The sequence below is a fragment of the Psychrobacter halodurans genome, assembly GCF_017498075.1.
GTDB classification, from domain to species: domain Bacteria; phylum Pseudomonadota; class Gammaproteobacteria; order Pseudomonadales; family Moraxellaceae; genus Psychrobacter; species Psychrobacter celer.
In genome coordinates this window covers 1-23,899 of record NZ_JAGBKN010000029.1, presented here as the reverse complement: position 1 = coordinate 23,899, position 23,899 = coordinate 1, and the positions used below count along the sequence as shown (strand labels likewise).

Genomic DNA, 23,899 nt, shown 5'->3' with positions numbered 1-23,899 from the left:
GCCATCTTATCTATCTCACCTTTTTTATAGCACTATTATGGGGAAAACCATGTCATTGAACACCATCAGCGCTACGCGTTCTGCTTCTAAGCTTACTTTACCTGTTGTCGTCTGTGGCATGATGCTCGGACTAGCGGGTTGTAGTAATTCCTCAACGACAGAGGAAAGCGCCGAGACTACGGCCAGCGAGAGCACTGCGCCGCAAGCAACCACCGATGGTGCCACGAGTGCAGATGGCCAAACCATTACTATTTATTCTTCTCGTAATGAGCAGCTGATCAAGCCGCTACTTGATCGTTATACTGAAGAGACAGGCGTAAAAATTGAGCTGGTAACGGACAAGACAGGCCCGCTAATGGCTCGCTTGCAAGCAGAAGGCCAAAACACGCCAGCTGACATGCTATTGACCGTCGATGCGGGCAACTTATGGCAAGCCGCTCAGCAAGGCCTGCTCCAGCCTGTGGCTTCGACGGTACTTGAAAACAATGTCCCTGCCAAATATCGTGACCCAAAAGGCCAGTGGACAGGGCTGTCACTACGCGCTCGTACGATCTTTTATGATCCAAGCAAGGTCAGCGCCGATCAACTGTCAACTTATGCAGATTTGGCTGATCCAAAATGGAAAGGCAAGCTATGCTTACGTACCTCAAAGAAAGTCTATAACCAATCATTGGTTGCTAGCATGATTGAGCACTTGGGCGCAGAAAAAACCGAAGAAATTATCCGCGGCTGGGTAGATAACTTAGCCACAGATGTGTTCAGTGATGACACCAGCATGCTAGAGGCGATCGCGGCGGGTCAGTGTGAAGTCGGTATCGCCAACAGCTACTATTATGGCCGTATATTGGACGAAAAACCAAACTTCCCAGTAAAAATATTTTGGGCCAATCAAGGCACCACTGGTACGCATGTAAACGTCTCAGGTGCCGGTGTGGTCGCAGGCTCAGACAATCCAGATGGTACGCTAAAGCTGATCGAATGGTTGTCCTCTGATGAAGCCCAAGGAATCTATGCCAGCTCGGACAAAGAGTTTCCGGTCAAAGAAGGCGTGGATGAGTCTGAGATGCTAAGATCATGGGGTAGCTTCAAAAAAGACGACATCAATGTACAAAAATTTGGTGAGCTGCAAACCCAAGCCATTCAGATGATGGATAAAGCGGGTTATAAATAGATCCCGATGACTAATGCCAATCTCAAATTTCTTTGGGATTGGTATTGTTGTTTTGTGGACTCTATAAGTATGACACGGTAATAATGATATGATCACAACGCCAGATGCGTCTGTAAGTCAAAGCGATATCGTCGATGGTGATATGAGTGACGGGCATCCTGCAGTCAGTCAAGACCACACTTTGCGTAAGCGTATTCTTTCAAAATCAGTCTTAGGACTGATTTCGTTGTTTATGCTGGTGCCAATTTTGATCGTGCTGTTGTCTTGGACGCAGCCTGTCGCTGATATTTGGACACACATGCGTGAGTATGTGCTGCCACAAGTGCTCAAAAACACCGCTATTTTATTGATGATGGTCACCGTTATTTCTGGGATAGTCGGTACTGCCTTGGCGTGGGTGACCAGTATGTACCGCTTTCCTGGCCAGCGGTTTTTTTCGTGGGCGTTGATGTTGCCGCTGGCGATACCTGCCTATGTTTTGGCGTTTGTGACCGTCGGTATTGTGGATTTTAGTGGGCCGTTACAGACCGCCTTACGTGACTTGGGCATAAGTACGGCGATTCCGTCCGTGCGAAATGTCTGGGGCGCAGGGTTGGTGTTGTCGCTGGCGTTTTATCCTTATGTGTATCTGCTGGCGCGTCAAGCGTTTTTATCTCAAGGTCGGCGGGCGATTGAAGCTGGTCAAATGCTGGGGCTGAGCCGTCGACGGGTGTTTTTTCGTTTGGCCTTGCCGCAAGCCTTGCCGTGGATTATTGGTGGTTTACTGTTGGCCAGTATGGAGACCTTGGCGGACTTTGGCGCGGTGTCGGTGTTTAATGTCGATACCTTTACCACTGCGATCTACAAGGCGTGGTTTGGGTTTTTTAGCTTGACTACGGCCGCGCAGCTTGCCGCGTTATTGATTGGTGTGGTCTTTGTCGTGGTGTTGTTTGAGCAGTATTGGCAGGCCAAGCGCGGCACTGCTGTCACTCAAGGCAGCAGTCATCGTTTTGAGGCGAGCAAACCTGCTAAGTGGGGTATGGCGCTGCTGTGCACGCTGGTGTTTGCGCTGGCTTTTTTGATACCGTTTTTGCAGCTTATCTACTGGACGGTGGCCAATTTTCGTCAAGACTTCGATGCTCGTTATATCGATTTTGTCACCAATAGTCTGATGATTGCGAGTATGACCACGATGTTTATTGCCTTTTTGGCGATTATCATCGCGTGGATCAAGCGTCAGTATCCTGACAAAACAACCAAGCTGATGACGACCTTGGCAAACCTAGGCTATGTGGTACCAGGTACGGTGCTGGCGGTGGGGATATTTATTCCCATTGCATGGCTTGACAATCAGATGATTGCCTTTGGTATCACCTCGCAGCAGATATTGTCAGGCAGCGTCATTGTGATGCTGCTGGCTCTATCGACGCGCTTTATGACGGTGAGTTTTCAGCCTGTCGATCGCCAGTTGCAGCGCCTGACGGTCAATCAAGAAGCGGCGGCCAAACTGCTCAGTGACAGTGCTTATCAGCGCTGGCGGCAGGTCATGCTGCCGGTATTAAGCCCCGGGGTTTTGACAGCGTTGCTCATGGGTTTTGTTGAGGTGATGAAAGAGATGCCCATAACTTTGATGACGCGGCGGCAAGGCTGGGATACGCTGGCGGTGCGGGTGTTTGAGATGACAAGCGAGGGCATGTGGGGGCGAGCTGCCCTGCCAAGTCTCTTAATCGTGTTGGTTGGGCTGCTACCAGTATGGATATTGCTGCGCCAAAGTGACAAACAAGGCTAACAGCAGTTTTGGACAGTAGGGGTTATGCACTTTATCAGCATGCGGTTTTAGCATGCGGTCTATGACTTGTGTGGCCTGAGTCCTTTAAACCTGCTACAGTACGATCTTAGTTGTTTTTAGCGCTCATCTGTATGTGCGCGCAGCGTGCCCAAGGTTTTATTTTTTATCGTTAACTGGTACCTTTTATGTACACTGATTCAATCCGTGATCCATCAGAATCTAAATCTATCCATACCAGCAGTATAAAGGCCAAGTCTATACAAGCCAAGACGCGTCTTGAGCATCGAAAAAACGCCCCAGTTATCAAAGCCCATAATCTGGCACATGCGGCTGTCGAGCAAGATGCACCAAAACCCGATGAGGCACCGCAAAAGATAGATGCCCGCCAAGACCATAAAGTTAAAAACACAAATTCCCAAAAAGACCAAGTAGGTAGCGCAGAATTGCCTTATTTTAGTGTCCAAGATCTCATCGTAGGTTATGATGATACGATCGTCGTCGATGGTCTGTCGTTGACGTTACAGCAGGGCGAGATTGGGTGTTTTTTGGGGTATAGTGGCTGTGGCAAAACCACGGCCTTACGTGCCATTGCAGGACTTGAGCAAAGCCGCGGTGGTAGTATTTATCTGAGCAATCAACGCCTGACAGATAAGCGCGCGCGCAAGTCGTTTGCCGTTGCGCCAGCCAAGCGCGGCATGGGTATGGTGTTTCAGGACTATGCGTTGTTTGGTCACCTAAGCGTGGCAAAAAACATCGCGTTTGGCCTGAACAAATGGTCTACCACCGACAAAAAAGCCCGCGTGGCTGAGATGCTAAATTTGGTTGACTTGACTGAGCACGCGGACAAACGCCCAAATGAGCTATCAGGCGGTCAGCAGCAGCGTGTGGCGCTTGCAAGAGCGCTGGCACCAAAACCTAAGCTACTACTGCTTGATGAGCCGTTTTCTAATCTAGACGTGGTACTGCGTGAGTCGCTGGCGATGAGTGTACGTGATATTCTCAAACGCACCAACACCACTGCGATACTGGTCACGCATGATCAAAACGAAGCGTTTGCTATTGCTGATAAAGTTGGGGTGATGCATCAAGGTAAGCTGGTACAGTGGGCGACGCCAAGTGAGCTATATCATGAGCCAGTCAGTCCGTTTGTCGCTGAGTTTGTCGGTGAAGGCGCGATGATAGATGGCATCATCAAAGAAGGGCACGTCGAGACAGCGCTGGGTGATATCTATCGCCGTATGGAAGTCTACGACGAAGCCGGCTATCCGCAGTACTGTGAGTATGATTATCCAAATGGCACACCGATCAAGGTACTGGTGCGCCCTGATGACATCATTCATGACGATGACAGTACGCAGACTGCATTGGTGGTTGGCCGCGTGTTTCGCGGTGCAAACTATCTATACCGTTTGCAGTTGGATAATGGCCAGACGGTATTGTCTTTGGTCGCCAGCCACCACAATCATGAGATAGGCTCACACATCGGTATTTTGCCCATACTCGAGCATGTGGTTGTCTTCGATGAAAAGGACGTCAACGCCACCACATGGTCAGAGTACGATGGCGTAGAGCGGTTTGCAGATATTCGGCAAGACTGAGCAAGCGAGCAGGCAGGTTAGGCTTGCCGTGTTGCCAGTATATGCAGGTAGCGTCCCAGCCATTTGTAGGGCTCATGTTGTGAATAGCGTAGCTCCATACGTATTACCGCCTCGGGGTCAGTGTGTCCGCCACGTTTGAGCGGGGCATAGTCATGAAACACGCGTAGACCACTGCTGCGTATGACGTGATAACGATGCGCGGTGAGCCAAGTTTCGACCTCTTCTTTTGCGACTGGATGATTGGGCGTTAGGCTCTTGACGTTGTCTGCTTTATAGTCGCTATTGTCGAGTAAATTAAAATTCCCCATGATTAAATTACGATAATCAAAGCTCGCTGGGTTATAAAAACACAGTGACAGCGCGCCTTTGGGCATCAAATACTGATCAAAAAAATCCATCACACCGGCAGGCTCTGCTAGCCATTCAAGCAGCGCATGACATAGTATCAAATCAAACTTTTCTGCATCTAACTTTTCTGTGCTTAGCTTAGCTGGTAGCTCCTGATAAGGGCAGACATGCCAAGTGATATCAAGAGGCGTGTCTGTCTGCGCTGCATGAGCCTGGGCTTTGGCAAGCATGTTGGCGGAGATGTCATTGATTACCACAGTGTGCCCTTGGGCGGCCAGCTCGATGGCGATTTGTGCCAGACCTGCGCCCACATCCAGTACACGTAGTGGCCGGCCAAGGCGCTGGCGCATCTGGGCGCTATACTCAAAAATATCACGGCGTAGTACCGCCAGCCTAATCTCACCCTTTAATCCGCCGTAGACTTTTTTTTCAAAATGATCGGCGATGGCATCAAAGCTGCGATCTGTGCGCTCGCTGCGGCTTTGAGGAGCTGCTGCTGGCTTGGCGGTGGCACCAGTGGTGGTCTTGGTTTTTACTTTAGAAGATGCGTGCATGTCGCTGAGACTGAGGTCGTTGTCGTTTGCCATATTTGTCATATTGTTATCGGTAGAAGGTGATTGTTGGCGTTGAGTGTGCTTAAGCGCTTGGTATCATCGGTTGCGGGATGAGAGGCTAAGCAGGCTTGTCGATACTCAACGCGGGTATGGCTGGTGCTTGTGATGCGCTATTGCGTCTGTTTTCTGGTAGCTTTTCGGTAGTGTTTGCGGTATAAATGTATCATCACTTGCCAAGGACGCATGGCGCTTTTTTTCACAATTTTTTACCGCTTTTGACTGCTAAGGATAGCCATTATGATCACTCCTCACTCACGGCGCGGCCGCGCAGCGACTCACAAACCGATAGCGATGCGCAGTGTCTTATCAGTCGCCATCGCCAGTAGTATATGGCTGGCCGGCTGCGGCGATGACAATGACTTTGACAATGATGTTGATATCGTCTCATCAGCCACTGTTGAATTTGTCAACTCCTTTAGCGCCTCTCAAGTAGACAGCAGTTTTGGGCTGGGTAGTACCGCAACGCCCGCAGCCAAATGCGGCGTTACCATAGAAAAGGTCAGCTATGATACCAAGGGTGCTGCAGACGAAGATACCAATGCCACGGCTGCATTGATGCTGCCAACGGGCGATGCTCCTGAATGCCAAGGCGCGCGCCCGCTGCTATTATATGCCCATGGTACGACCACCGACAAGTCTTATGACTTTGCGCAAGTGGGTAATATCCAAAATCCTGCGGTAAGCGAAGCCAACTTAATCGCTGCTAATTTTGCCGCACAAGGCTATATCGTTGTCGCACCCAATTATGCAGGCTATGATGATTCCACGCTTGATTATCATCCTTACCTTGTGGCTCAGCAGCAGTCGACAGACATGGTCGATGCCCTAGACAGCGCGCGCGATATCATGGCACGGCAAAAGCGTGCCAATGCGGTCAATTACCGTGATATTGCGGATTCAGGCAAGCTATTTATCGCTGGCTACTCGCAAGGCGGCTATGTCACGATGTCAACGGCCAGATTGCTACAATCCCAAGAAAAACCAGTGACAGCCATCGCGCCATCTTCGGGGCCTTATGCGCTAGCAGCGTTTGGTGATGAGATATTTAGAGGTAACGTCAATATCGGTGCCTCAAGGTTTGCGCCATTACTTGGCAGTGGCCTACAAGAAAAATATGGCAATATTTATAATAAAAAATCAGACATATTTTTGGATAAATATGCCAATGCGCAACTGCCAAATGAATTACCATTTGGTGAGCTAGTCGATACGGGAAAACTGCCTAATAATGCGCTGTTTCAAAAAAATCCCAGTGACCCTAGGCTGGCAGGACTAGAGCAAGGCAAACTGTTTTCTATCTTGGGTGGTTATGATGAAAATGACTATCTGATTAAGACAGATTTTCGTGCCGCCTATGTCGCTGATACCGACAAACATCCTGATGGGCTGTGGGCAGAGAACGGCGATGGTCTGCCAGCGGCCATGCCTAAAAACACTCTACGTAAGGCATTAAAAGACAACGATTTGCGCGGCTATGTGCCGACCATGCCGACACTGCTTTGCGGCGGCAACCAAGACCCGACGGTTTATTTTGATACCAATACCGGCTCGATGGTCACGCTACTGCAAGCAGCGGCAAAAAAATCAGCCAAAAACCTCAACGTTACCGTGCTCGATGTCGATATCGACAATGCTGACGAGCGCCCAGATCAGCAGACCCTGAGCTTGATTGGCCAAGCTGCCATGAATACTTGGGATGCAGAGGCGGTCAGAGTCCGCGTACAGACTCGCTTTAGTCAGAGCGTAGAAAAGATCAAATCTGACGCTGAGGCGCAAGGCAATATACCGCTCATAGCATTTTATACCAACTATCATGGCGGTCTGGTCAGTCCAGCCTGTACTGAGGCCACGCGTGCGTTTTTTGATCAAAACTTTAATCCGGTAGTCAATCCAACATAACATCGGCAGCATTTATGTCATGTACTACGGCTGCTATTTCGCAATAGGTTAACGATACTCAAACGGATAAATCATCTGACAATCCACCAAACTGTGTCCATAATATTGGACGCAGTTTTTTATGCCGCTTAACGAGCCGTCAATAAGAGAAACCCTATGAAATCTATCTTGTTATCACTACTGGCTTGCGCCATTATCACTGCGCCCATCAGCCAAGCACAAGCTCGAAACACTCCTTGTTCAGGAAAAATGGGCGGGGTGTCGCACTGCTCAAAAGATGGCAAATTTGTTTGTCATAACGGCAAGATTAGTCAGTCTAAAAAGATCTGCCGCTGACACACAAAAAATAGAGAAAAGAGTCAAAAAAATGACCGCTAATCTCCTGATTCGCTTGGTTTTAATCCTGTGCAAATGCCCCTAATACGGCAAATTTGTGCTAAAATAGCTTCTTTTATAAAACGTTACTTTTAACAAAAACCGTATCACTATTTTCTTGTTGTTTTGTGCGCTGAGTGGGGGTTTTTTGGGGTCTATATTTCGATGATGGCTACATTTTTTGGTAGCTGTATTTTTGTATGACCCAAAGACATCTCAAGCAGTGATGACAGCATCAGAAAAAAGTGAGTGAAGGAGTGTATATGAGCGAATCGGTCAGTCCTATTGGCATCGTAGATGAACTAAAGCAGTCGTATTTGGATTATGCGATGAGCGTGATCGTCTCACGTGCGCTGCCTGATGTGCGTGATGGGTTCAAGCCTGTACACCGCCGTGTGATGTATGCCATGCACGTGCTATCAAACGATTATAACAAACCCTATAAAAAATCAGCACGTGTGGTCGGTGACGTCATCGGTAAATATCACCCACATGGTGATAGTGCGGTCTATGATGCCATCGTGCGTATGGCGCAGGATTTTAGTCTGCGTTATCCGATGGTCGATGGCCAAGGTAACTTTGGCTCGATCGATGATGATCCACCGGCGGCCATGCGTTATACCGAAGTTCGTATGACCAAGCTCACCCACCAGATGCTTGCTGATTTGGATAAAGACACGGTCGATTGGGAAGACAACTATGATGGCTCTGAGCGCATGCCAAGCGTGATGCCAGCGCGTATTCCCAACCTACTGGTCAACGGCGCGACAGGTATCGCCGTTGGTATGGCGACCAATATGGCGCCGCATAACTTGACAGAAGTCATCAATGCTTGTCTGGCCTATGCTGCAAACCCGCAGGTCTCAGCTGATGAGCTGATGTCGCATATCTCAGGCCCCGATTTCCCAACGGGCGGCATTATTTATGGCCGCGCGGGTATTTTAGATGCCTATCGCACCGGCAAAGGCCGCTTGCATATTCGTGGGCGCTATCATATCGAGCCGATGAGTGACACCGGTGTCAACCGTGATCGCGAGCGTATTGTCTTTACCGAAGTGCCGTATCAGGCCAACAAAGCCAAACTGATTGAGCGTATCGCCGAGCTGGTACGAGACAAAAAAATCGAGGGCATCACCGAGATTCGTGACGAGTCGGATAAGGAAGGGATGCGTATCGCCATTGACTTGCGCCGCGGCGAGACGGCTGAAGTCATTGTCAATAATTTGTTTTTACAAACGCCGCTAGAGTCGAGCTTTAGTATCAATATGGTGGCGCTGGATAATGGTCAGCCGAAGCTGCTAACTTTGCGTCAGCTGATAGCCGCCTTTGTTCGTCACCGTCAAGAAGTGGTGACACGCCGTACGATTTTTGAGCTAAACAAAGCGCGCGTCCGTGGTCATTTGCTCGAAGGTCTGACCGTTGCGCTCGCCAATATCGACGATATCATCGCTACTATCAAAGCCTCAGCCAACCGCGGCTTGGCACGCGAGAGCTTATTAAATAATACATGGGGCTCCGGTAGCGTCGTGGCGATGCTAACAGCAGCTGGTAGCCAGTCTGTGCGTCCTGAATTTATCGAAGGCGAAGACCCGAAAGCGCCGTTTGGTCTGATCGAAGGTGAGGAGCGCTATCGCTTATCACTTGAGCAGGTCAATGCGATTTTAGACATGCAGCTGCACCGTTTGACGGGACTTGAGCAAGACAAGTTGACCGAAGAGTACCAAGATTTGCTGCGTGAAATCGCTCATTTAGAGTCGATTCTTGGTGATTTTGATAAGCTGATGAGTATCATCTCTAATGAGCTTATCGAGATTCGTGATAACTTTGGGGATGAGCGTCGTACCGATATTATCGATTCGCGTATGGACTTTAACCGTGAAGACCTCATCCCTGAGCAGACTGTCGTGATGACTGTCTCGCGCACCGGCTACGCCAAGACTCAGCCTATCGATGACTATGTGGCGCAAAAACGCGGCGGCAAAGGCAAGTCGGCAACCGCCATGAAAGAAGACGATGTGATAGATCACTTGGTGGTGACCTCGACGCATGCGACCGTGCTGTGCTTTACGGACAGCGGCCGCGTCTTTAGCTTACGTGGGTTTGAAGTGCCGATTGCCAGCCGCGGCTCGCGCGGTCGTCCATTGGTTAATCTCATCAGTTTGGATGCTGACGAAACCGTCACCACCATTTTACCTATTCCAAAAATCGTCGAAGAGCTGTCTGGCAACACTGTGAGCGATGGCGATGATGATAAATCAGAGAGTAGCAATGAGGCCGAGCCGCCGTTTGTTTTCTTTGCCACTGCCAATGGTACGGTGAAGCGCGTAGAGCTCAAGCAGTTTGCCAATATCCGCTCAAATGGCTTGATTGCCATTGGTCTAGAAGACGGTGACAAACTGGTGAGCGCCCGTATCACCAACGGTAGCCAAGAGGTGATGCTATTTGCATCGAGTGGTAAAGCCATTCGTTTTGATGAAAACGATGCCCGCGCCATGGGCCGTACTGCCAAAGGTGTACGCGGTATGCGTTTGGCTGATGATGAATTTATCAAATCACTAGTCGTTATCGAAGATGATGTACGCGAAATCCTTATCGCTTGTGAAAACGGCTTTGGTAAGCGTACCTTTATCGACGAGTTTAATACGCAAAACCGCGGTGGCGGTGGTGTGATAGCCATCAAAACCAGCGCACGTAATGGTGCACTGGTGCGAGCGACCAAGGTTGACCCTACAGACGATATTATTTTAATCTCGGACAAAGGTACGCTCGTGCGCACGCCAGTTGAGCATGTGGCCAGCTCTGGTCGTAATACCCAAGGTGTCACCTTGATTCGCCTATCAAAAGAAGAAAAGCTGGTGGCGATGGCGCGGGTTGAGCACGAAGAGAGCGACGATGAGCTGGTCGATGCCATGCGTGAAGACGGCACTTTTGAGGTAGCAAGCCAAGCGCAAATCGATATCGATGCGGTGACCGACGTTCACGATGTGATCGATATTGCCAACGATCCTGTATTAGATGAGACAAATACTGAGGGTGACAATACCGACGATAAATAACGGTTTCAGTAGTTCGCTTTTGTTCTAGTTTGGCATTTTTGCTCTAGAAAAAGCCTCTGACGTTATCGTTGGAGGCTTTTTTTTGGATGTCATTTATCGTTTATAGGATGTTGTCTTTGATAATCCTTTTTATCTTTTATGACCACTGTTTATGCTGATCTTTGAATGATACTTACTTATACCTAAAAAGTGCTAAATTGAGGCTGTTGTTATGCTGACGACCAATCAAACCTTTCAGGGGACTATCGCGTCGATATCATCGAGCGTTTTATTTTCGATGATGTTTTTATTTGGGTTATTTATGCAGCCTTTGACGGGCACGCAAGTGGCGTCATGGCGTGTGTTGATGATGCTACTCAGTCTGGTGCTGCTGGTCAGTGTGAGCAAGCAGTGGCAGCATGTTTTTGATTATCTAAAAACGCTCAAAACCGCCAAAGACTGGCTGATATTTATACTGCCAACCCCGATACTGGGTGGGCAGATTTGGCTGTTTATGTGGGCACCTGTGAACGGTTATGGCCTTGATGTCACTTTGGGGTATTTTTTATTGCCGCTGGTGATGATCGTGCTTGGTCGCTTTTTTTATCGTGAGCCGATGAGCCTGCTGCAAGGAGCAGCGGCGCTACTAGCGGCTTTTGGTATTGGTCATGATATCTTGCAATACGGCTCGGTATCGTGGGTGACGCTGTTTGTATGCTTGGGCTATCCGCCGTATTATCTGCTCAGGCGGACGATTGCTGTGCCACCGATTACGGGGTTGTTGTCTGATTTGACGCTGCTGACGCCAGTGGTGCTACTGATGCTCTATGCCAGTGGCGGCTTTAGTATGGCGGCGCAAAATATGAAGTTTTGGTATCTATTGCCATTGCTAGGCGCTTTTAGTGCACTGGCGATGTCGCTGACGATGCTGGCCAGTAGCAAGCTGCCCGTGTCGCTATTTGGCGCGCTTAGCTATATCGAGCCTATGCTATTGTTTGTATTGTCCATCACCGTGCTCAGTCAGAGCTTGGATGAAGGAGGCTCATTGTTTATGTATGGCATGATTACGGCAGCGCTGCTGGTGATGATTGTCGATAGTGCGATAGGTTATCTGAGTCGTCGCCGTAGCGATCATTTGCATGGCTACCGCGAGCCACAAGTAGGCGGTTTTCCACCGCGTCGCCGCCTGATAAATCGCCGTATTGATGGCGCACTAAAAGCGCATCGGTTTCGTAAAATACGCCGTTATCAGCGAAAAATGGATAAAATCCAGCGAAAAATAGAGCAGTTAGATGCCAAATAAAGCCCCAAACTCGTAACGATATAGTCGCTTCTAAATAAAACTGGCATGCACGATACTATGTGTCAGGCGCTACTGGTATAAATTTTCTTTGCTTGCTGTGTGATTTCATCACGCCAGAGGCGGCATAAAATCCATTTCAGTAGTACGGCACCTGTTTGAAAGTAGATCGGATATATAAAAATTCAAAGACTCGTTAAGTGGATGTATTGCTTATCTATTCTGACTTTGACATAATGCTGGCTATGATATAAGTATGAGTCATTTCAAGCGTTTATCTTGTGGTATGTAACGACAGATGATTGTATTAGCCTGCTTTTAACACCGAAGGGTTTTAGCATGATTGGCGACGTACAACCTGCGTGTACAATGAGATAGACAACAGGTCTTGTAGACAAAAGCCTCCGACGTCCGCGTCTGAGGCTTTTGTTTTTTTTTAAATTGCCAAGGACGTGCGCTTATCTCAAAAGGCTGTTTTTATGCTCACCACCACCCAAACGTCGCAGGGCACCATCGCTGCCGTGGCAGCAAACTTTTTATACTCATTATTGTTTTTATTTGGTCTGTTGATGCAGCCGCTATCTGGGACGCAAGTGGCCTCGTGGCGTGTGCTGATGATGCTGCTGAGTTTGGTACTACTGGTCAGTGTATTAAAACAGTGGCAGCATATCTTTGATTATCTAAAAACCCTAAAAACACCCAAAGAGTGGTTTTTATTTATCTTGCCGACGCCGATACTGGGCGCCCAGATTTGGATATTTATGTGGGCACCAGTCAATAATCTGGGGCTTGAGGTGACACTGGGGTATTTTTTGTACCCGATGATTATGATCATGGTGGGCCGGTTTTTTTATAATGAAGCGATGACGCCGCTACAATGGGTTGCCACCATCTGTGCAGCTCTGGGCATCGCGTATGATGTTTGGCAGTATGGCGCGATTTCTTGGGCGACATTGTTTGTCTGTCTGGGTTATCCGCCTTATTATCTGCTGCGTCGCAAGCTGGCAGTACCGCCCATCACCGGCCTTATCTCTGATTTGGTGCTGCTGACGCCAGTGGTGATGATCGCCCTGTATATGAGTGGCGGGTTTGCGCTGGCGATCACTACCGATAAATTTTGGTATCTGTTGCCGCTGCTGGGTATCATCAGCACCGCGGCGATGTCGCTGACCATGGTCGCCAGTCAAAAGCTGCCCGTCTCATTGTTTGGCACGCTATGCTATCTTGAGCCGATTTTTTTGTTTATCTTTTCGATTACGATACTGCACCAAAGTATCAATGAGGGCGGCTCATTATTTATGTACGGCATGATTTTTGTCGCGCTACTGATCATGATTGCTGATAGTGCGCTTGGCTATAGAGCGCGTCGCCGTGATGATCGTCTGCATGGCTACAATGAGCCACAAGTCGGTAGCTTCCCGCCGCGTCGCCGCCTGACCAACCGCCGTATCGAAGGGGTGCTTGCGGCTCATCGCTTTCGTAAAATTAGAAAATATCAGCAAAAAATAGATAAAATGACGCGCAAGATAGAGCAGCTGCATTCAAAGTAAGGCGATCATTTATCGGGTGATAGGCTTGACTTGTTAGCCATGGTCTTTTAGCCATAATTTTTGCCCGTGTGCGCTACAGTTTGTGTGTTAATGACAGATGAATTGCGCTATTATCGAGCAGTATGCACGCCAAGCGCTGTCACGGACAAACGCCGCTACTGCCAAGCGCGTCAGGCGCAGGACACTTTGCCTATATACTATTGCTCACTCACATAATAACTAGGACGGTTTATGTTACATCTTCATCATTTAGCAAACTCACGCTCGTTTCGTATTATTTGGCTGTTAGAAGAGCTAAACACCGATTATGAATTGACGTGCTATGAGCGCAACAAAGCGTATCGTGCGCCTGATAGCTTAAAGGAAGTGCATCCAATCGGTCATGCACCAATGCTAGAGGTCAACGATCGCGTGCTGATTGAGTCAGGGTTTATCATCGAGTATTTAATCAAGCATTATGATACCGACAAGCAGTTCAAACCTGCTGATGACAACGAAGCGGCGTGGGAAGCTTATACCTTTTGGCTACACTTTGCCGAAGCATCGTTGATGCCGCCGCTAGTGATGCGTTTGGTGTTTAGCAAAGTCGTTCAGCAGTCGCCGATGCTCATCAAACCTGTCAGCAAAAAAATTCAAAGCCAAGTGGAAAAAAACATGATTAGCCGCAGCCTAGATAGTATGCTGGGCATGATGGAGCAGCACCTACAGGACAATCATTGGTTTGCGGGTAGTGAGTTTAGCGCCGCTGATATTCAGATGCATCTTGCCGTCGTCGGAGCCAATGCAGGCTCTGGTTTGGATAGCAGTAAGTACACCAATATTTTAAACTGGCTAAAACGCTGCGAAGAGCGTGAGGCGTTTAAACGTGCCGAAGAAAAAGGCGGGCGTTTAAAATTCTAAACAAAGCGAATGGTATCAACGATTAGGATACGCTCTAATTATTGATTTAAAATTAACATAAAAGGTTTTGTTTATATATAGACAAAACCTTTTTTAGGATAAGAAATGACAGACTTGAAGAGGCCCAATAGGACACCGACTGACAGTGAGATTGCAGCCAAACAGCATATAGAGGCGGCAGAGATGAATCGCCAGCAAGTATCTATCAAAGCGTGGTCACAAAAGCTGCTGGTGGTGATTTTGTGTGTTGCCAGCTTTTATGGCGGCTGGAAATCTTATGAGTCCAATATGGTCAATGAATGTACGGCCAATGGCGGTAGAATGATTGAAGGTCAAAGAACCATGCTATGCCAGTCATTATAGTAGATAAGGATTTAGTTAAAAGAGGGCGTCTATGTTAAAGCTCACCTTTTTGGGTACCTCCGCTGGCGTGCCAACCAAGCAGCGTAACGTCACAGCGCTCGCGATAGAATGCCTCAATCCTTATAACTCGGGGGTAAGTCGACAGCAAAACAAAAAGTCGCGTCCTTGGGTTTTAATTGATTGCGGTGAGGGCACACAGCAGCAACTGTTACATACCAAGCTATCTCTACATCAGCTGCAAGCCATTTGTATTACTCATGTGCATGGCGACCATTGCTATGGTTTGCCAGGATTGCTGGCGAGTGCGGCCATGTCAGGACGTACTGCAGCGCTGACGCTTATTGCGCCAAAAGCGATAGCGACACTGCTTGAAGCCATTACGGTAACGACTGAGCTGTACTTTCCGTTTGCCATTAATTTTATGGCGATAGAAGATGTATTGTCTGAGCCAAATGATGAGTACAAAGGTGATGTAACTATCAATTTAGATCACCAACATCAGCTGGTTATAGATATTCACCCTTTATCACATCGTGTCGCCTCTTATGGATTTGCGATGACTGAAACCATCAGCCGTCGCATGCTCAATACCGATAAATTAACAGCAGCAGGTATTCCTGCAAGCGCGCTGTGGGGCAGACTGCAACAGGGCGAAGATGTTGTGACCGAAGACGGACGCACGCTTTATTCAGCAGATTATGTCGATAATGACAGCCAACGTACTCGGGTAGTGATTGCAGGCGATAATGATACACCAGAGCGCCTAAGCGCTGCGGTAGTTGATGCAGATTTACTGGTGCATGAAGCCACTTATGCCCATGAGGTGTTAAATAAGATTCAGGCAAAAAACCCAGACTTTGATCCCATGCATAGTAGCGCACAGCTGGTAGGTAGGTTCGCTCAAAACAATGAGGTTAAGAATCTAATTTTGACCCATTTTAGCGCTCGCTATCAAAGCTTTGATAACCCACAGAGTAGTACGCCGAACATGGCGCATATTCGTTTGGATGCCCAAAGTGCTTATGCAGGCAATCTATGGTTGGCAGCAGATTTTGACCAATATATGGTGAATGGCTCAGCTGATTTGATAGGCGAAGAAGAGGGTAGCCGCGTGCAGTACTTAGGTTCTGCACGCGCTCATAAAAAATGACTTGTAGCCGGTGTTTAAGACTGACTGTCCTCAGCTGCCAATTGTGTCTGTCCTATCCAGTAGCGGCTAAACTGATACGCCACTCGTCCTGAACGTCCACCGCGCTCTGATGCCCAGCGTAATGCCGCTGCTCTGATATTATCAGGTAGCGCATTATTGGCTGTTGCAACATTAACTTTATTAACATCACTTTCTTTAACGTCATTCGCATTATGTAGATTGCGATTTGGTGAAAGCGATAAATAATGGCGAACGATGTGTAAGTAAGTGTTTTGATCCATGGGATGAAAGGACAACCAAAGCCCAAAGCGATCAGACAGCGATACCGTCTCGTCAATGGTTTCATAAGGATTGACTTCATCGGTTTGGCCGTTATAGATATTGACATTGTCTTTCATAAGTTGTGGCAACAGATGACGGCGGTTACTGGTGGCATAGACCAATAGCTTGTCTTGCTCTGAATCCAGCGAGCCGTCTAACACACTCTTCAATGTCCGATAACTCTCATCTTGACCGTTAAATGCCAAGTCATCACAGTACACCACATAGTGACAACCACAATCCGCTGGCAGCGCATTAATGGCGGCGCGAATCTTATCAAGCACCCGCAGGTCATCACGGGCAATTTCAATAATACGTAGCCCTTCGCTATGGTAGGCTTGTAGCAACGCTCGAATCAGCGATGATTTCCCTGCGCCGCGAGTCCCTGTCATCAAGACGTGATTGGCCGGATAGCCCTTTAAAAACTGCCGTGTGTTTTGCACCAGTTTTGCCTTTTGCGTATCGATACCATGCAAATCATCTAGACTTAAAAACAAATTGACTGCCAAAGGCTCCAAGCGCCCGCGGTGACCACCGACCCAGCGATAGGCCAGCTGCTGAGGATTGATATCGATCTTTGGTGTGACTTGCTCTTGCAGATACTGCCCCAGTAACTTTAATAGCGGCTCTGGCAGGGCATAATTTGTAACGGATGTGGAAGACTGGGACATAATACTGGGTCGCTTATAACAGGAAAAATATTAACGAAAATAGGTACCGTCCTACTGGTATTTATGTTTCTTGCGTGCTGTGCCTACGCCGGCAGATGCTGCGCAAAATGAATACCAGTAACATATGACATCAAGTGTGCCAATTTTATGTTGGGTTGGCTATATAAAATGACGATATACAAATATAAAGTAATTCTAAATAAAGGCCTTACTTTAGCATGAAAAACAACGCCAGTAATTCCTCGCTAAAACAAGCGAAGACAGCGCCAGTATGGCAGGCTCATGCTCAGCAGATATTGCCTGTACTGACAAAAGAATTGGTAAAATTGCAGTATCGTCAGGTATCGCACTTGCGCATCGGCGTGTACGCAGGCGACTATCAGGGCTTGAGCCGTGCCATGCACTCACAGTTTGGCCTAGTGCTACTAAAATGGCAATTAAGCGAGCATCATTGTCAGCAGAGCGCTCAAGCGGTATCTAGCGGTGTCTTTTATGAGTACGGCGTCATCACCGCGCTGTCTGCTCTAACGCCATATCAGCGCGTGGCACCGCCACTACTGGCGCATCATGAGTTACGCCTGCACATAGCAGCGCCGCCGTCAGCGCTCATCGCTGTGGTGATGCCATATTATAAAAACGGCAGTCTATCACAGTATCTAAAGCGGCCGCTGCACGCCCGTCAAAAGCATCAGCTTATCATGCAAGCGGCACAAGTAATAGCGCAGCTGCATCGCGCAGGCTGGCTGCATAATGATATTAAACCTAGTAATATCTTGCTAGATGATTTGTCGCCACTTCATTTTTTGTCAAGTCAGGCGGATGATAGCAGTCTCAAGACTGACTTGTTATTAACTGATTTTGCTTTGGCCACTCGTGTGGAAGCGTCAACTATAGGCAATCCTGCGGGTACACCGGCGTATTTGGCTCCTGAGCGCTGGCAAGGACACGGCGCATCGGTGCAGAGCGATATCTATGCGTTTGGGATTATGTTGTATGAGATATTGGTGGGGGTGCGGCCGTTACAGATTGATAAACAAAGTCGTGAGCCGCTCAAGACATGGGCAGTCCAGCACTGCCAGCAGCCAATTCCAAGGCTACCGCCAGCATACCGCCATTATCAACCTATTATAGATCAAGCATTGGCAAAGCGGGTAGAGAAAAGGTATCAAAGCATGGCGCAGATACTTTTGGCGTTAAGACGTATATGGGATTAAAGAAGAGGTCGGTTAGGGAAGAGTATTGATAAATAAAGCGTAGTATAGAGTGGAGCAAACGCTGAGCGCTAAATACTGAAGCTGCTATACTTCGATAATAGCTTCGATGCTTGGCGTTGAGTAGGGACGTTTTAATTAGCAAGCATAAAAGTTAATTAGCAAGCATAAAAGCTAACAGGCACAAAAAAACCTGCATCAAGGCAGGTTTTAATATTTGGTCTAAGATGTACTATCCGAAAATGGTGGGGCTGGAGAGACTCGAACTCTCACACCTCGCGGCGCCAGAACCTAAATCTGGTGCGTCTACCAATTCCGCCACAGCCCCATTTTCGTTACTCTATCATCAAAAGCATGTGAACTCAAATGCTATCGAAATAGTTAACTGATTCGGTAGTGCGTCTCAGTGGTTGGCTATTATATAGAGTTTAAATTGTTTGGCAACCCCTATTTGCAATTATTTTCGATATTTTAGCAATTATTTTTCATGTTTTTCATAAGTTGGTGATATAAAAGGAATTTTATTTTAGGTTTTTTTGACGCTTTAGTGATATTTATTTTGATCTTGTGCTGGTGTGAGGTTTAGTTGCTGCAATTTGCGTGTCAATGTATTGCGTCCCCAGCCTAGCAGGTGGGCCGCCGCTATTTTTTTGCCACCACTATGGTTGAGGGCGGCGGTGAGTAGTACGCGTTCAAACTCAGGCATCGCCGTTTGCAAGATGTCGGTTTCGCCGGTCTGTAGCGCCTGCTTTGCCCATGCGGCTAGAGCCTGTTGCCAGTCGGTCTGCATCGTTATAGGTGGATTGGGGCTAGTAGCGCCAGAGTCGATCGACCCTTGGGTATTTATATCGTTCTGCGGCGGGATTTGGGATGAGCGCGCTGCATGAGCTGGCTGTGGTTGCTGCATTATATCCGCTGGCACACTATCGAGCAGCTCTGGTGGTAAGTCCTCTACCATAACCGTGTCACCGGTGGCCATCACGGTCAGCCACAGGCAGACATTTTCGAGCTGCCGCACATTACCGCGCCACTCAAATGCCTGCATGACTTGCAGTGCTGCTGGATGCAGATGTTTTTTGGCAGTATTCATCTGCTTGGCGGCGCGCTGCATAAAGTAGCTGGCGAGGGCAGGGATGTCTTCGCGGCGTGTGCGTAGGGGCGGCAGAGGCAAGCGTATGACGTTAAGGCGATAAAACAAATCTTCGCGGAACTTACCTTGTTTGACCAGTGCTTCTAAGTTTTGATGAGTGGCGGCGATGATACGCACATCGACTTTGACAGGCTGCTGGCCACCAACGCGATAAAACTCGCCATTGGCCAATACTCGCAGCAAACGTGTCTGCGTACTAAAGGGCATGTCACCGATTTCATCCAAAAACAGCGTCCCACCAGTGGCCTGCTCAAACCGCCCTTGCCGTGTGGTCGTCGCCCCCGTAAACGCGCCTTTTTCGTGACCAAATAGCTCAGATTCGATTAAATCATGCGGAATCGCTGCCATGTTTAAGGCAATAAAAGGCTGCTGTCGCCGCGGTGAATGCTGATGCAGGGCGCTGGCGACCAGCTCTTTACCGGTGCCTGACTCGCCTGTGATCAACACTGTGATGGGAGAGTGGGCCAAACGGCCAATCGCGCGAAACACCGTTTGCATCGCTTGTGACTGACCGATGATGCCGCTGGGGTTGTCGGTCGCGGCGGGTGGTGTCGGGAATGTCTCTTTAGCAGCTGGTTTGATCGGCGCGGTGGTTGATGAGGTTTTGGGTGCTTGGTTTGTATGGCCAGTCGGCTCAGTAGGTTTATTGGGCTCGTTGGGCGTCGCATCTGATTTGACAGCGGGTTTTCTGGTGTTTTTTGTCTTAACATCGGTATGGGGCTGATAATGAATGGCTTTATAAATCGTTGTCACCGCGTCATCTAAATCAAAGGGTTTGGGCAGATATTCAAACGCGCCCGTCTGATAGCTACTGATGGCAGAGCTTAGATCAGAGTGCGCCGTCATAATGACGATGGGCAGCTGAGGGAAATGCTGATGTACCCAGTCGCTAAAGGACAGACCATCCATCATAGGCATACGAATATCAGTCAATATCACATCAGGGAGCTGGTCTGCAGGTGCTTGCTGCTGCAAGATATCATTTAGGCGTGTCCATGCCGCTTGCGCTTGCGTGAAGCTAATCACAGTGAGTCCTGCATCCTCAAAGGTATCGGCCAATATCAGGCGTAGGGCGGCATCATCATCGATAAGCCATAACGTAGCAGCGATAGGACTGCTGGGCTTGTCTGTTTGAGCAGGTATTGGCTGATCGCTTGAGGGTTGATGGTCATGTAAAGCGCGGTTGTCATTATACTCAGTCATATCTTGGGCCTAGTGGGCGATAACGTCAGAGGGCGTATTGGTTGTCATGAGGTTATCATAGGATTGTTATGAGGTTTTTATAGTAAGGTCTGGCTGGCTAAAGGGCAAATACAGGGCAAACTGAGTTTGGCGTGTGTGATGGGTGTTCGATTGGGCGGAGCTGACATCGATCATACCATGATGGCGGCTGATGATATCTTGGACAATAGACAGCCCTAGACCCGTGCCTGCTGCGCGGCTGGTGACCATCGGAAAAAATATCTGGCCGATGAGATCGGCATCTATGCCTGAGCCATTATCGGTTATGGTTACTTGCAAAACTTGTTTGTGCTGCTGGCTGCCGATGGTGTGCTGAAAGACCACTCGTGTTTGTAGATGCAGTATGGGCTGATAAGTAGAACTGCTATCCATTTGCATGGTAGCTTGTGGTGTTTCTTGAGACTCTGAGATTTTATGCTGTTGTAGCGTTTGTTCAAACTCAGTCATCGACTCACAAGCATTATTAATGAGGTTCAAAAATACTTGAATCAACTGATCCTTATCAGCGCAGAGCTCAGGCAGTGATAAATCATAATCACGCTGTAGCGTTACCTGTGGATATTGGTTGACGATTAGAGACAAGACATGCTCTAGCGGCTCATGAATATTGAGCATTTGCCAATTTGGTAGCTGATGGGAGCCAAGAAACTGACCGATAAGTTGAGTCAGACGGTCGGTCTCTGCGATGATGATATCGGTGTAGCTACGCAGTTTTGCCGCGTTTTTTTGTTTATCAGGATGGGGGCTGGCAGCGCTTTGCTGAGTGAGAGCTGCCTCAGCAAAAAAACCGCCCTCACTGAACTTGATAAATTGCCGCTGCAACAACTGCGCCGCCCCGCGAATACCGGCCAATGGGTTTTTTATTTCGTGAGCGACCGAGCGTAGCATCTGACGCGCGACGTTATATTGCTGCTGCTGGCGCTGCTCCTCTGAGATACGGCTTTGGCGATCCTTGCCCCACATCTCAATGATAAAACCATGCTGCTGCTCATCAATGACCGGCGTCACGCTATAGTCGATCAGCAGCGCTGTATGATTGTTCAATTGTGTGCTCACAAGATGATCGTGATCAATAAATGGCTGTTGATACACTTGGGCTTGCCGAAAGCGCTCGCTCAAGGAGCAAGAGGCATCCTTTGTTTTTTTAGAATTGTGAGTATCGCGATAGGTTTTGAGATGATCTTTGAGGGGGGGGTTGAAAGTCGATGTTGAGGTTTTTGGAGTGAGCAGCGCCAAGATAGATTGCCCCAGTAGGCGGCCACTACTGGTCGCCAGCAGTTGCTCTGCTTGAGCATTTAGCCAAGTAATGGTCAGATTTTCATCGACCCACAAGATAGCCGTAAACAAATGCTGAGCCATAAAGGCAAAATTGGGGGCAGGTTTTGTCACTACTACATCAGCTGTCATGAAGTACGCCTAACATAAAAAAGAAATCTACCAATATTTAATCATAAATCAACACTATAGAGCGGCAAAACTGGTGATTATCATAAAAAAAACGTACAATGCGCACAGCCAATTTATCTCAAGCAAGGTCAGCCATGCCCAACACCTCTACCGAGTCGGTAAATACGACGATATCTTCACAGCCAGCTTCTACTGCTCCAAAAAACACAGCCACTATATTTAATCCTGCTAAGCCTGCGCAAAAGCAGTCAACGAGTCAGGCAGACGGTACTCAGCCCTATCACCACAAAGCCAATCACAATCAAAACCGCAGTATCGCGCAAAGTGGCGATGCCACAGTAGCCCGTACAGCTGCGAGCGATGCGCCAGTTCAAGCCGCGCCAAAGATCGGTTTTGTGTCGCTTGGTTGCCCAAAGGCACTGGTCGATAGCGAGCGGATCATCACAGAGCTTAGCCGCGATGGTTATCAGGTCGCAAGTGACTACGATGGCGCAGATTTGGTGGTGGTTAACACCTGCGGTTTTATTGAGTCAGCGGTACAAGAGTCGCTCGATGCCATCGGAGAAGCCATCAGCAAAAACGGTAAAGTCATCGTTACTGGCTGCTTAGGAAAAGAAGCGGATAAAATCCGTGAGATGCATCCAGCGGTGCTATCGGTCACAGGCGCACATGCTTATGATGAGGTCATTACTGCCGTCTCGCAGCATGTGCCCAAGCCCAAGCGCGACGTAGATAGCCATTACGATCCAAAAATAGATCTGATCAATGAAGCGGGTATTAAGCTGACCCCAAGCCATTATGCTTATCTAAAGATATCAGAAGGCTGTAATCACCGTTGCACCTTTTGCATCATTCCAAGCTTGCGCGGTGACTTAGTCTCGCGTCCGATTGATAATGTCATGAACGAAGCACTGGCGCTCAAAAACGCTGGCGTGAAAGAATTGCTCATTATCTCGCAAGACACGTCTGCTTATGGGCTCGATCTGAAGTACAAAACCAGCTTTTGGAATGGCATGCCGCTCAAATCCAAGTTTTATGATTTATGCCAAGCATTAAATGACTTGGGTATCTGGGTGCGCCTGCATTATATCTATCCGTATCCGCACGTGGATAAAGTCGTCGAGCTGATGGGCGAAAAAAAGCTACTGCCGTATCTGGATATTCCGTTTCAGCACGCCAGTCACCGCATCCTAAAGGCCATGAAGCGTCCGGCGCATAGCGAAAATACCTTGGCACGTATCAAAGCGTGGCGTGAGATTTGTCCTGATATCGTCATTCGCTCAACCTTCGTCGTCGGTTTCCCTGGCGAGACCGAAGAAGACTTTCAATGTCTGCTCGATTGGCTCGTCGAGGCACGCCTTGATCGCGTCGGTGCCTTTACCTATTCAGAGGTCGAAGGCGCGGTAGCCAATGCCTTGCCAGGTCATGTGCCTGAAGAAGTGAAGCAATCTCGCTATGAGCGCTTGATGACGCTACAACAAGACATCTCAGCACAAAAGCTGCAAGAGAAAGTCGGTAAAACCTTAACGGTATTGGTCGATGAGATTGATAGTGCTGAGGGCATTGCGATTTGTCGGAGTTATGCCGATGCCCCAGAGATCGATGGTCATGTCTATGTCGATGACATCAGCGCGCAGGTCAAGGTTGGTCAGTTTTTGACCGTCACCATTGACGAGGCCAGCGAGTACGACTTATTTGCCAGCTATCAAGGCTAGGGCGTGTCCTCATTTCAAAAATGGCGATAAAAATGAGATAAATCGCCGTCAAACAAGGAAAATAGCGCAGATAATATCGAGATATTAGTCAGCTATTTGACACCGTTTGGC

General features: G+C 48.4%; 17 protein-coding genes and 1 tRNA gene. 13 read left to right on the top strand and 5 right to left on the bottom strand.

Features of this window, described 5'->3' with window-relative positions:
- Positions 1–49: 49 nt before the first annotated feature.
- The 3 genes from J3491_RS10665 (at position 50) to J3491_RS10655 (ending at position 4,537) form a co-directional block, all read left to right on the top strand.
- A complete protein-coding gene (locus tag J3491_RS10665) occupies positions 50–1,171 on the top strand; it encodes an extracellular solute-binding protein (protein WP_207970202.1) in 1,122 nt (373 codons plus the stop codon).
- 88 nt (positions 1,172–1,259) lie between these two features.
- The gene (locus J3491_RS10660; protein WP_207970201.1) at positions 1,260–2,939 is read left to right on the top strand and encodes an ABC transporter permease; all 1,680 of its coding nucleotides are present in this window, start codon (positions 1,260–1,262) and stop codon (positions 2,937–2,939) included.
- A gap of 185 nt (positions 2,940–3,124) precedes the next feature.
- On the top strand, positions 3,125–4,537 hold the full coding sequence (locus J3491_RS10655; protein ID WP_207970200.1) for an ABC transporter ATP-binding protein: 1,413 nt from the start codon (positions 3,125–3,127) through the stop codon (positions 4,535–4,537).
- A 17-nt stretch (positions 4,538–4,554) separates the two neighbouring features.
- Here the strand turns inward: J3491_RS10655 and J3491_RS10650 are convergent, their stop codons facing one another.
- Positions 4,555–5,472, bottom strand: coding sequence for a methyltransferase domain-containing protein (locus J3491_RS10650; RefSeq protein ID WP_243456354.1), 918 nt, complete (start codon positions 5,470–5,472; stop codon positions 4,555–4,557).
- 264 nt (positions 5,473–5,736) lie between these two features.
- Here J3491_RS10650 and J3491_RS10645 point away from each other — a divergent pair, with 264 nt between their 5' ends.
- From J3491_RS10645 to J3491_RS10610, 8 genes are all read left to right on the top strand, one after another.
- The gene (locus J3491_RS10645; RefSeq protein ID WP_207970199.1) at positions 5,737–7,398 is read left to right on the top strand and encodes an alpha/beta hydrolase family protein; all 1,662 of its coding nucleotides are present in this window, start codon (positions 5,737–5,739) and stop codon (positions 7,396–7,398) included.
- Between the two features lie 156 nt (positions 7,399–7,554).
- Positions 7,555–7,734 (top strand): YdcA family protein, encoded by a 180-nt coding sequence (locus J3491_RS10640; RefSeq protein WP_075101528.1) that lies wholly within the window; start codon positions 7,555–7,557, stop codon positions 7,732–7,734.
- Positions 7,735–8,036: 302 nt separating this feature from the next.
- Positions 8,037–10,829, top strand: a complete 2,793-nt coding sequence (gyrA, locus tag J3491_RS10635) for a DNA gyrase subunit A (protein WP_207970198.1) — start codon at positions 8,037–8,039, stop codon at positions 10,827–10,829.
- Positions 10,830–11,040: 211 nt separating this feature from the next.
- Positions 11,041–12,111: an EamA family transporter RarD gene (rarD, locus tag J3491_RS10630; protein ID WP_100749173.1), complete on the top strand. Its 1,071-nt coding sequence runs from the start codon at positions 11,041–11,043 to the stop codon at positions 12,109–12,111.
- Between the two features lie 476 nt (positions 12,112–12,587).
- Positions 12,588–13,658, top strand: coding sequence for an EamA family transporter RarD (rarD, locus tag J3491_RS10625; RefSeq protein WP_207970197.1), 1,071 nt, complete (start codon positions 12,588–12,590; stop codon positions 13,656–13,658).
- Positions 13,659–13,889: 231 nt separating this feature from the next.
- The gene (locus J3491_RS10620) at positions 13,890–14,558 is read left to right on the top strand and encodes a glutathione S-transferase (RefSeq protein WP_207970196.1); all 669 of its coding nucleotides are present in this window, start codon (positions 13,890–13,892) and stop codon (positions 14,556–14,558) included.
- 105 nt (positions 14,559–14,663) lie between these two features.
- Complete coding sequence (locus tag J3491_RS10615) at positions 14,664–14,921, top strand: hypothetical protein (RefSeq protein WP_207970195.1); 258 nt, start codon at positions 14,664–14,666, stop codon at positions 14,919–14,921.
- A 31-nt stretch (positions 14,922–14,952) separates the two neighbouring features.
- Complete coding sequence (locus J3491_RS10610) at positions 14,953–16,071, top strand: ribonuclease Z (RefSeq protein ID WP_207970194.1); 1,119 nt, start codon at positions 14,953–14,955, stop codon at positions 16,069–16,071.
- 14 nt (positions 16,072–16,085) lie between these two features.
- Here J3491_RS10610 and J3491_RS10605 read toward each other — a convergent pair whose 3' ends face one another.
- A complete protein-coding gene (locus J3491_RS10605; protein ID WP_207970193.1) occupies positions 16,086–17,063 on the bottom strand; it encodes an ATP-binding protein in 978 nt (325 codons plus the stop codon).
- Positions 17,064–17,281: 218 nt separating this feature from the next.
- Here J3491_RS10605 and J3491_RS10600 point away from each other — a divergent pair, with 218 nt between their 5' ends.
- Entirely contained in the window at positions 17,282–18,277 is a 996-nt protein-coding gene (locus J3491_RS10600) for a serine/threonine-protein kinase (protein WP_207970192.1), read from the top strand.
- Between the two features lie 240 nt (positions 18,278–18,517).
- Here J3491_RS10600 and J3491_RS10595 read toward each other — a convergent pair.
- From J3491_RS10595 to J3491_RS10585, 3 genes are all read right to left on the bottom strand, one after another.
- Positions 18,518–18,602: transfer RNA gene (locus tag J3491_RS10595), tRNA-Leu, on the bottom strand.
- Positions 18,603–18,818: 216 nt separating this feature from the next.
- Positions 18,819–20,627 carry a sigma 54-interacting transcriptional regulator gene (locus J3491_RS10590; RefSeq protein WP_207970191.1) on the bottom strand — a complete coding sequence of 603 codons (1,809 nt, stop codon included), beginning with the start codon at positions 20,625–20,627 and terminating at the stop codon, positions 18,819–18,821.
- Positions 20,628–20,693: 66 nt separating this feature from the next.
- Positions 20,694–22,073, bottom strand: coding sequence for a two-component system sensor histidine kinase NtrB (locus J3491_RS10585; protein WP_207970190.1), 1,380 nt, complete (start codon positions 22,071–22,073; stop codon positions 20,694–20,696).
- A gap of 134 nt (positions 22,074–22,207) precedes the next feature.
- On the opposite strand from J3491_RS10585, the gene rimO reads away from it, so the two are divergent.
- A complete protein-coding gene (rimO, locus tag J3491_RS10580) occupies positions 22,208–23,788 on the top strand; it encodes a 30S ribosomal protein S12 methylthiotransferase RimO (RefSeq protein ID WP_207970189.1) in 1,581 nt (526 codons plus the stop codon).
- The last annotated feature ends 111 nt before the right edge of the window (positions 23,789–23,899 follow it).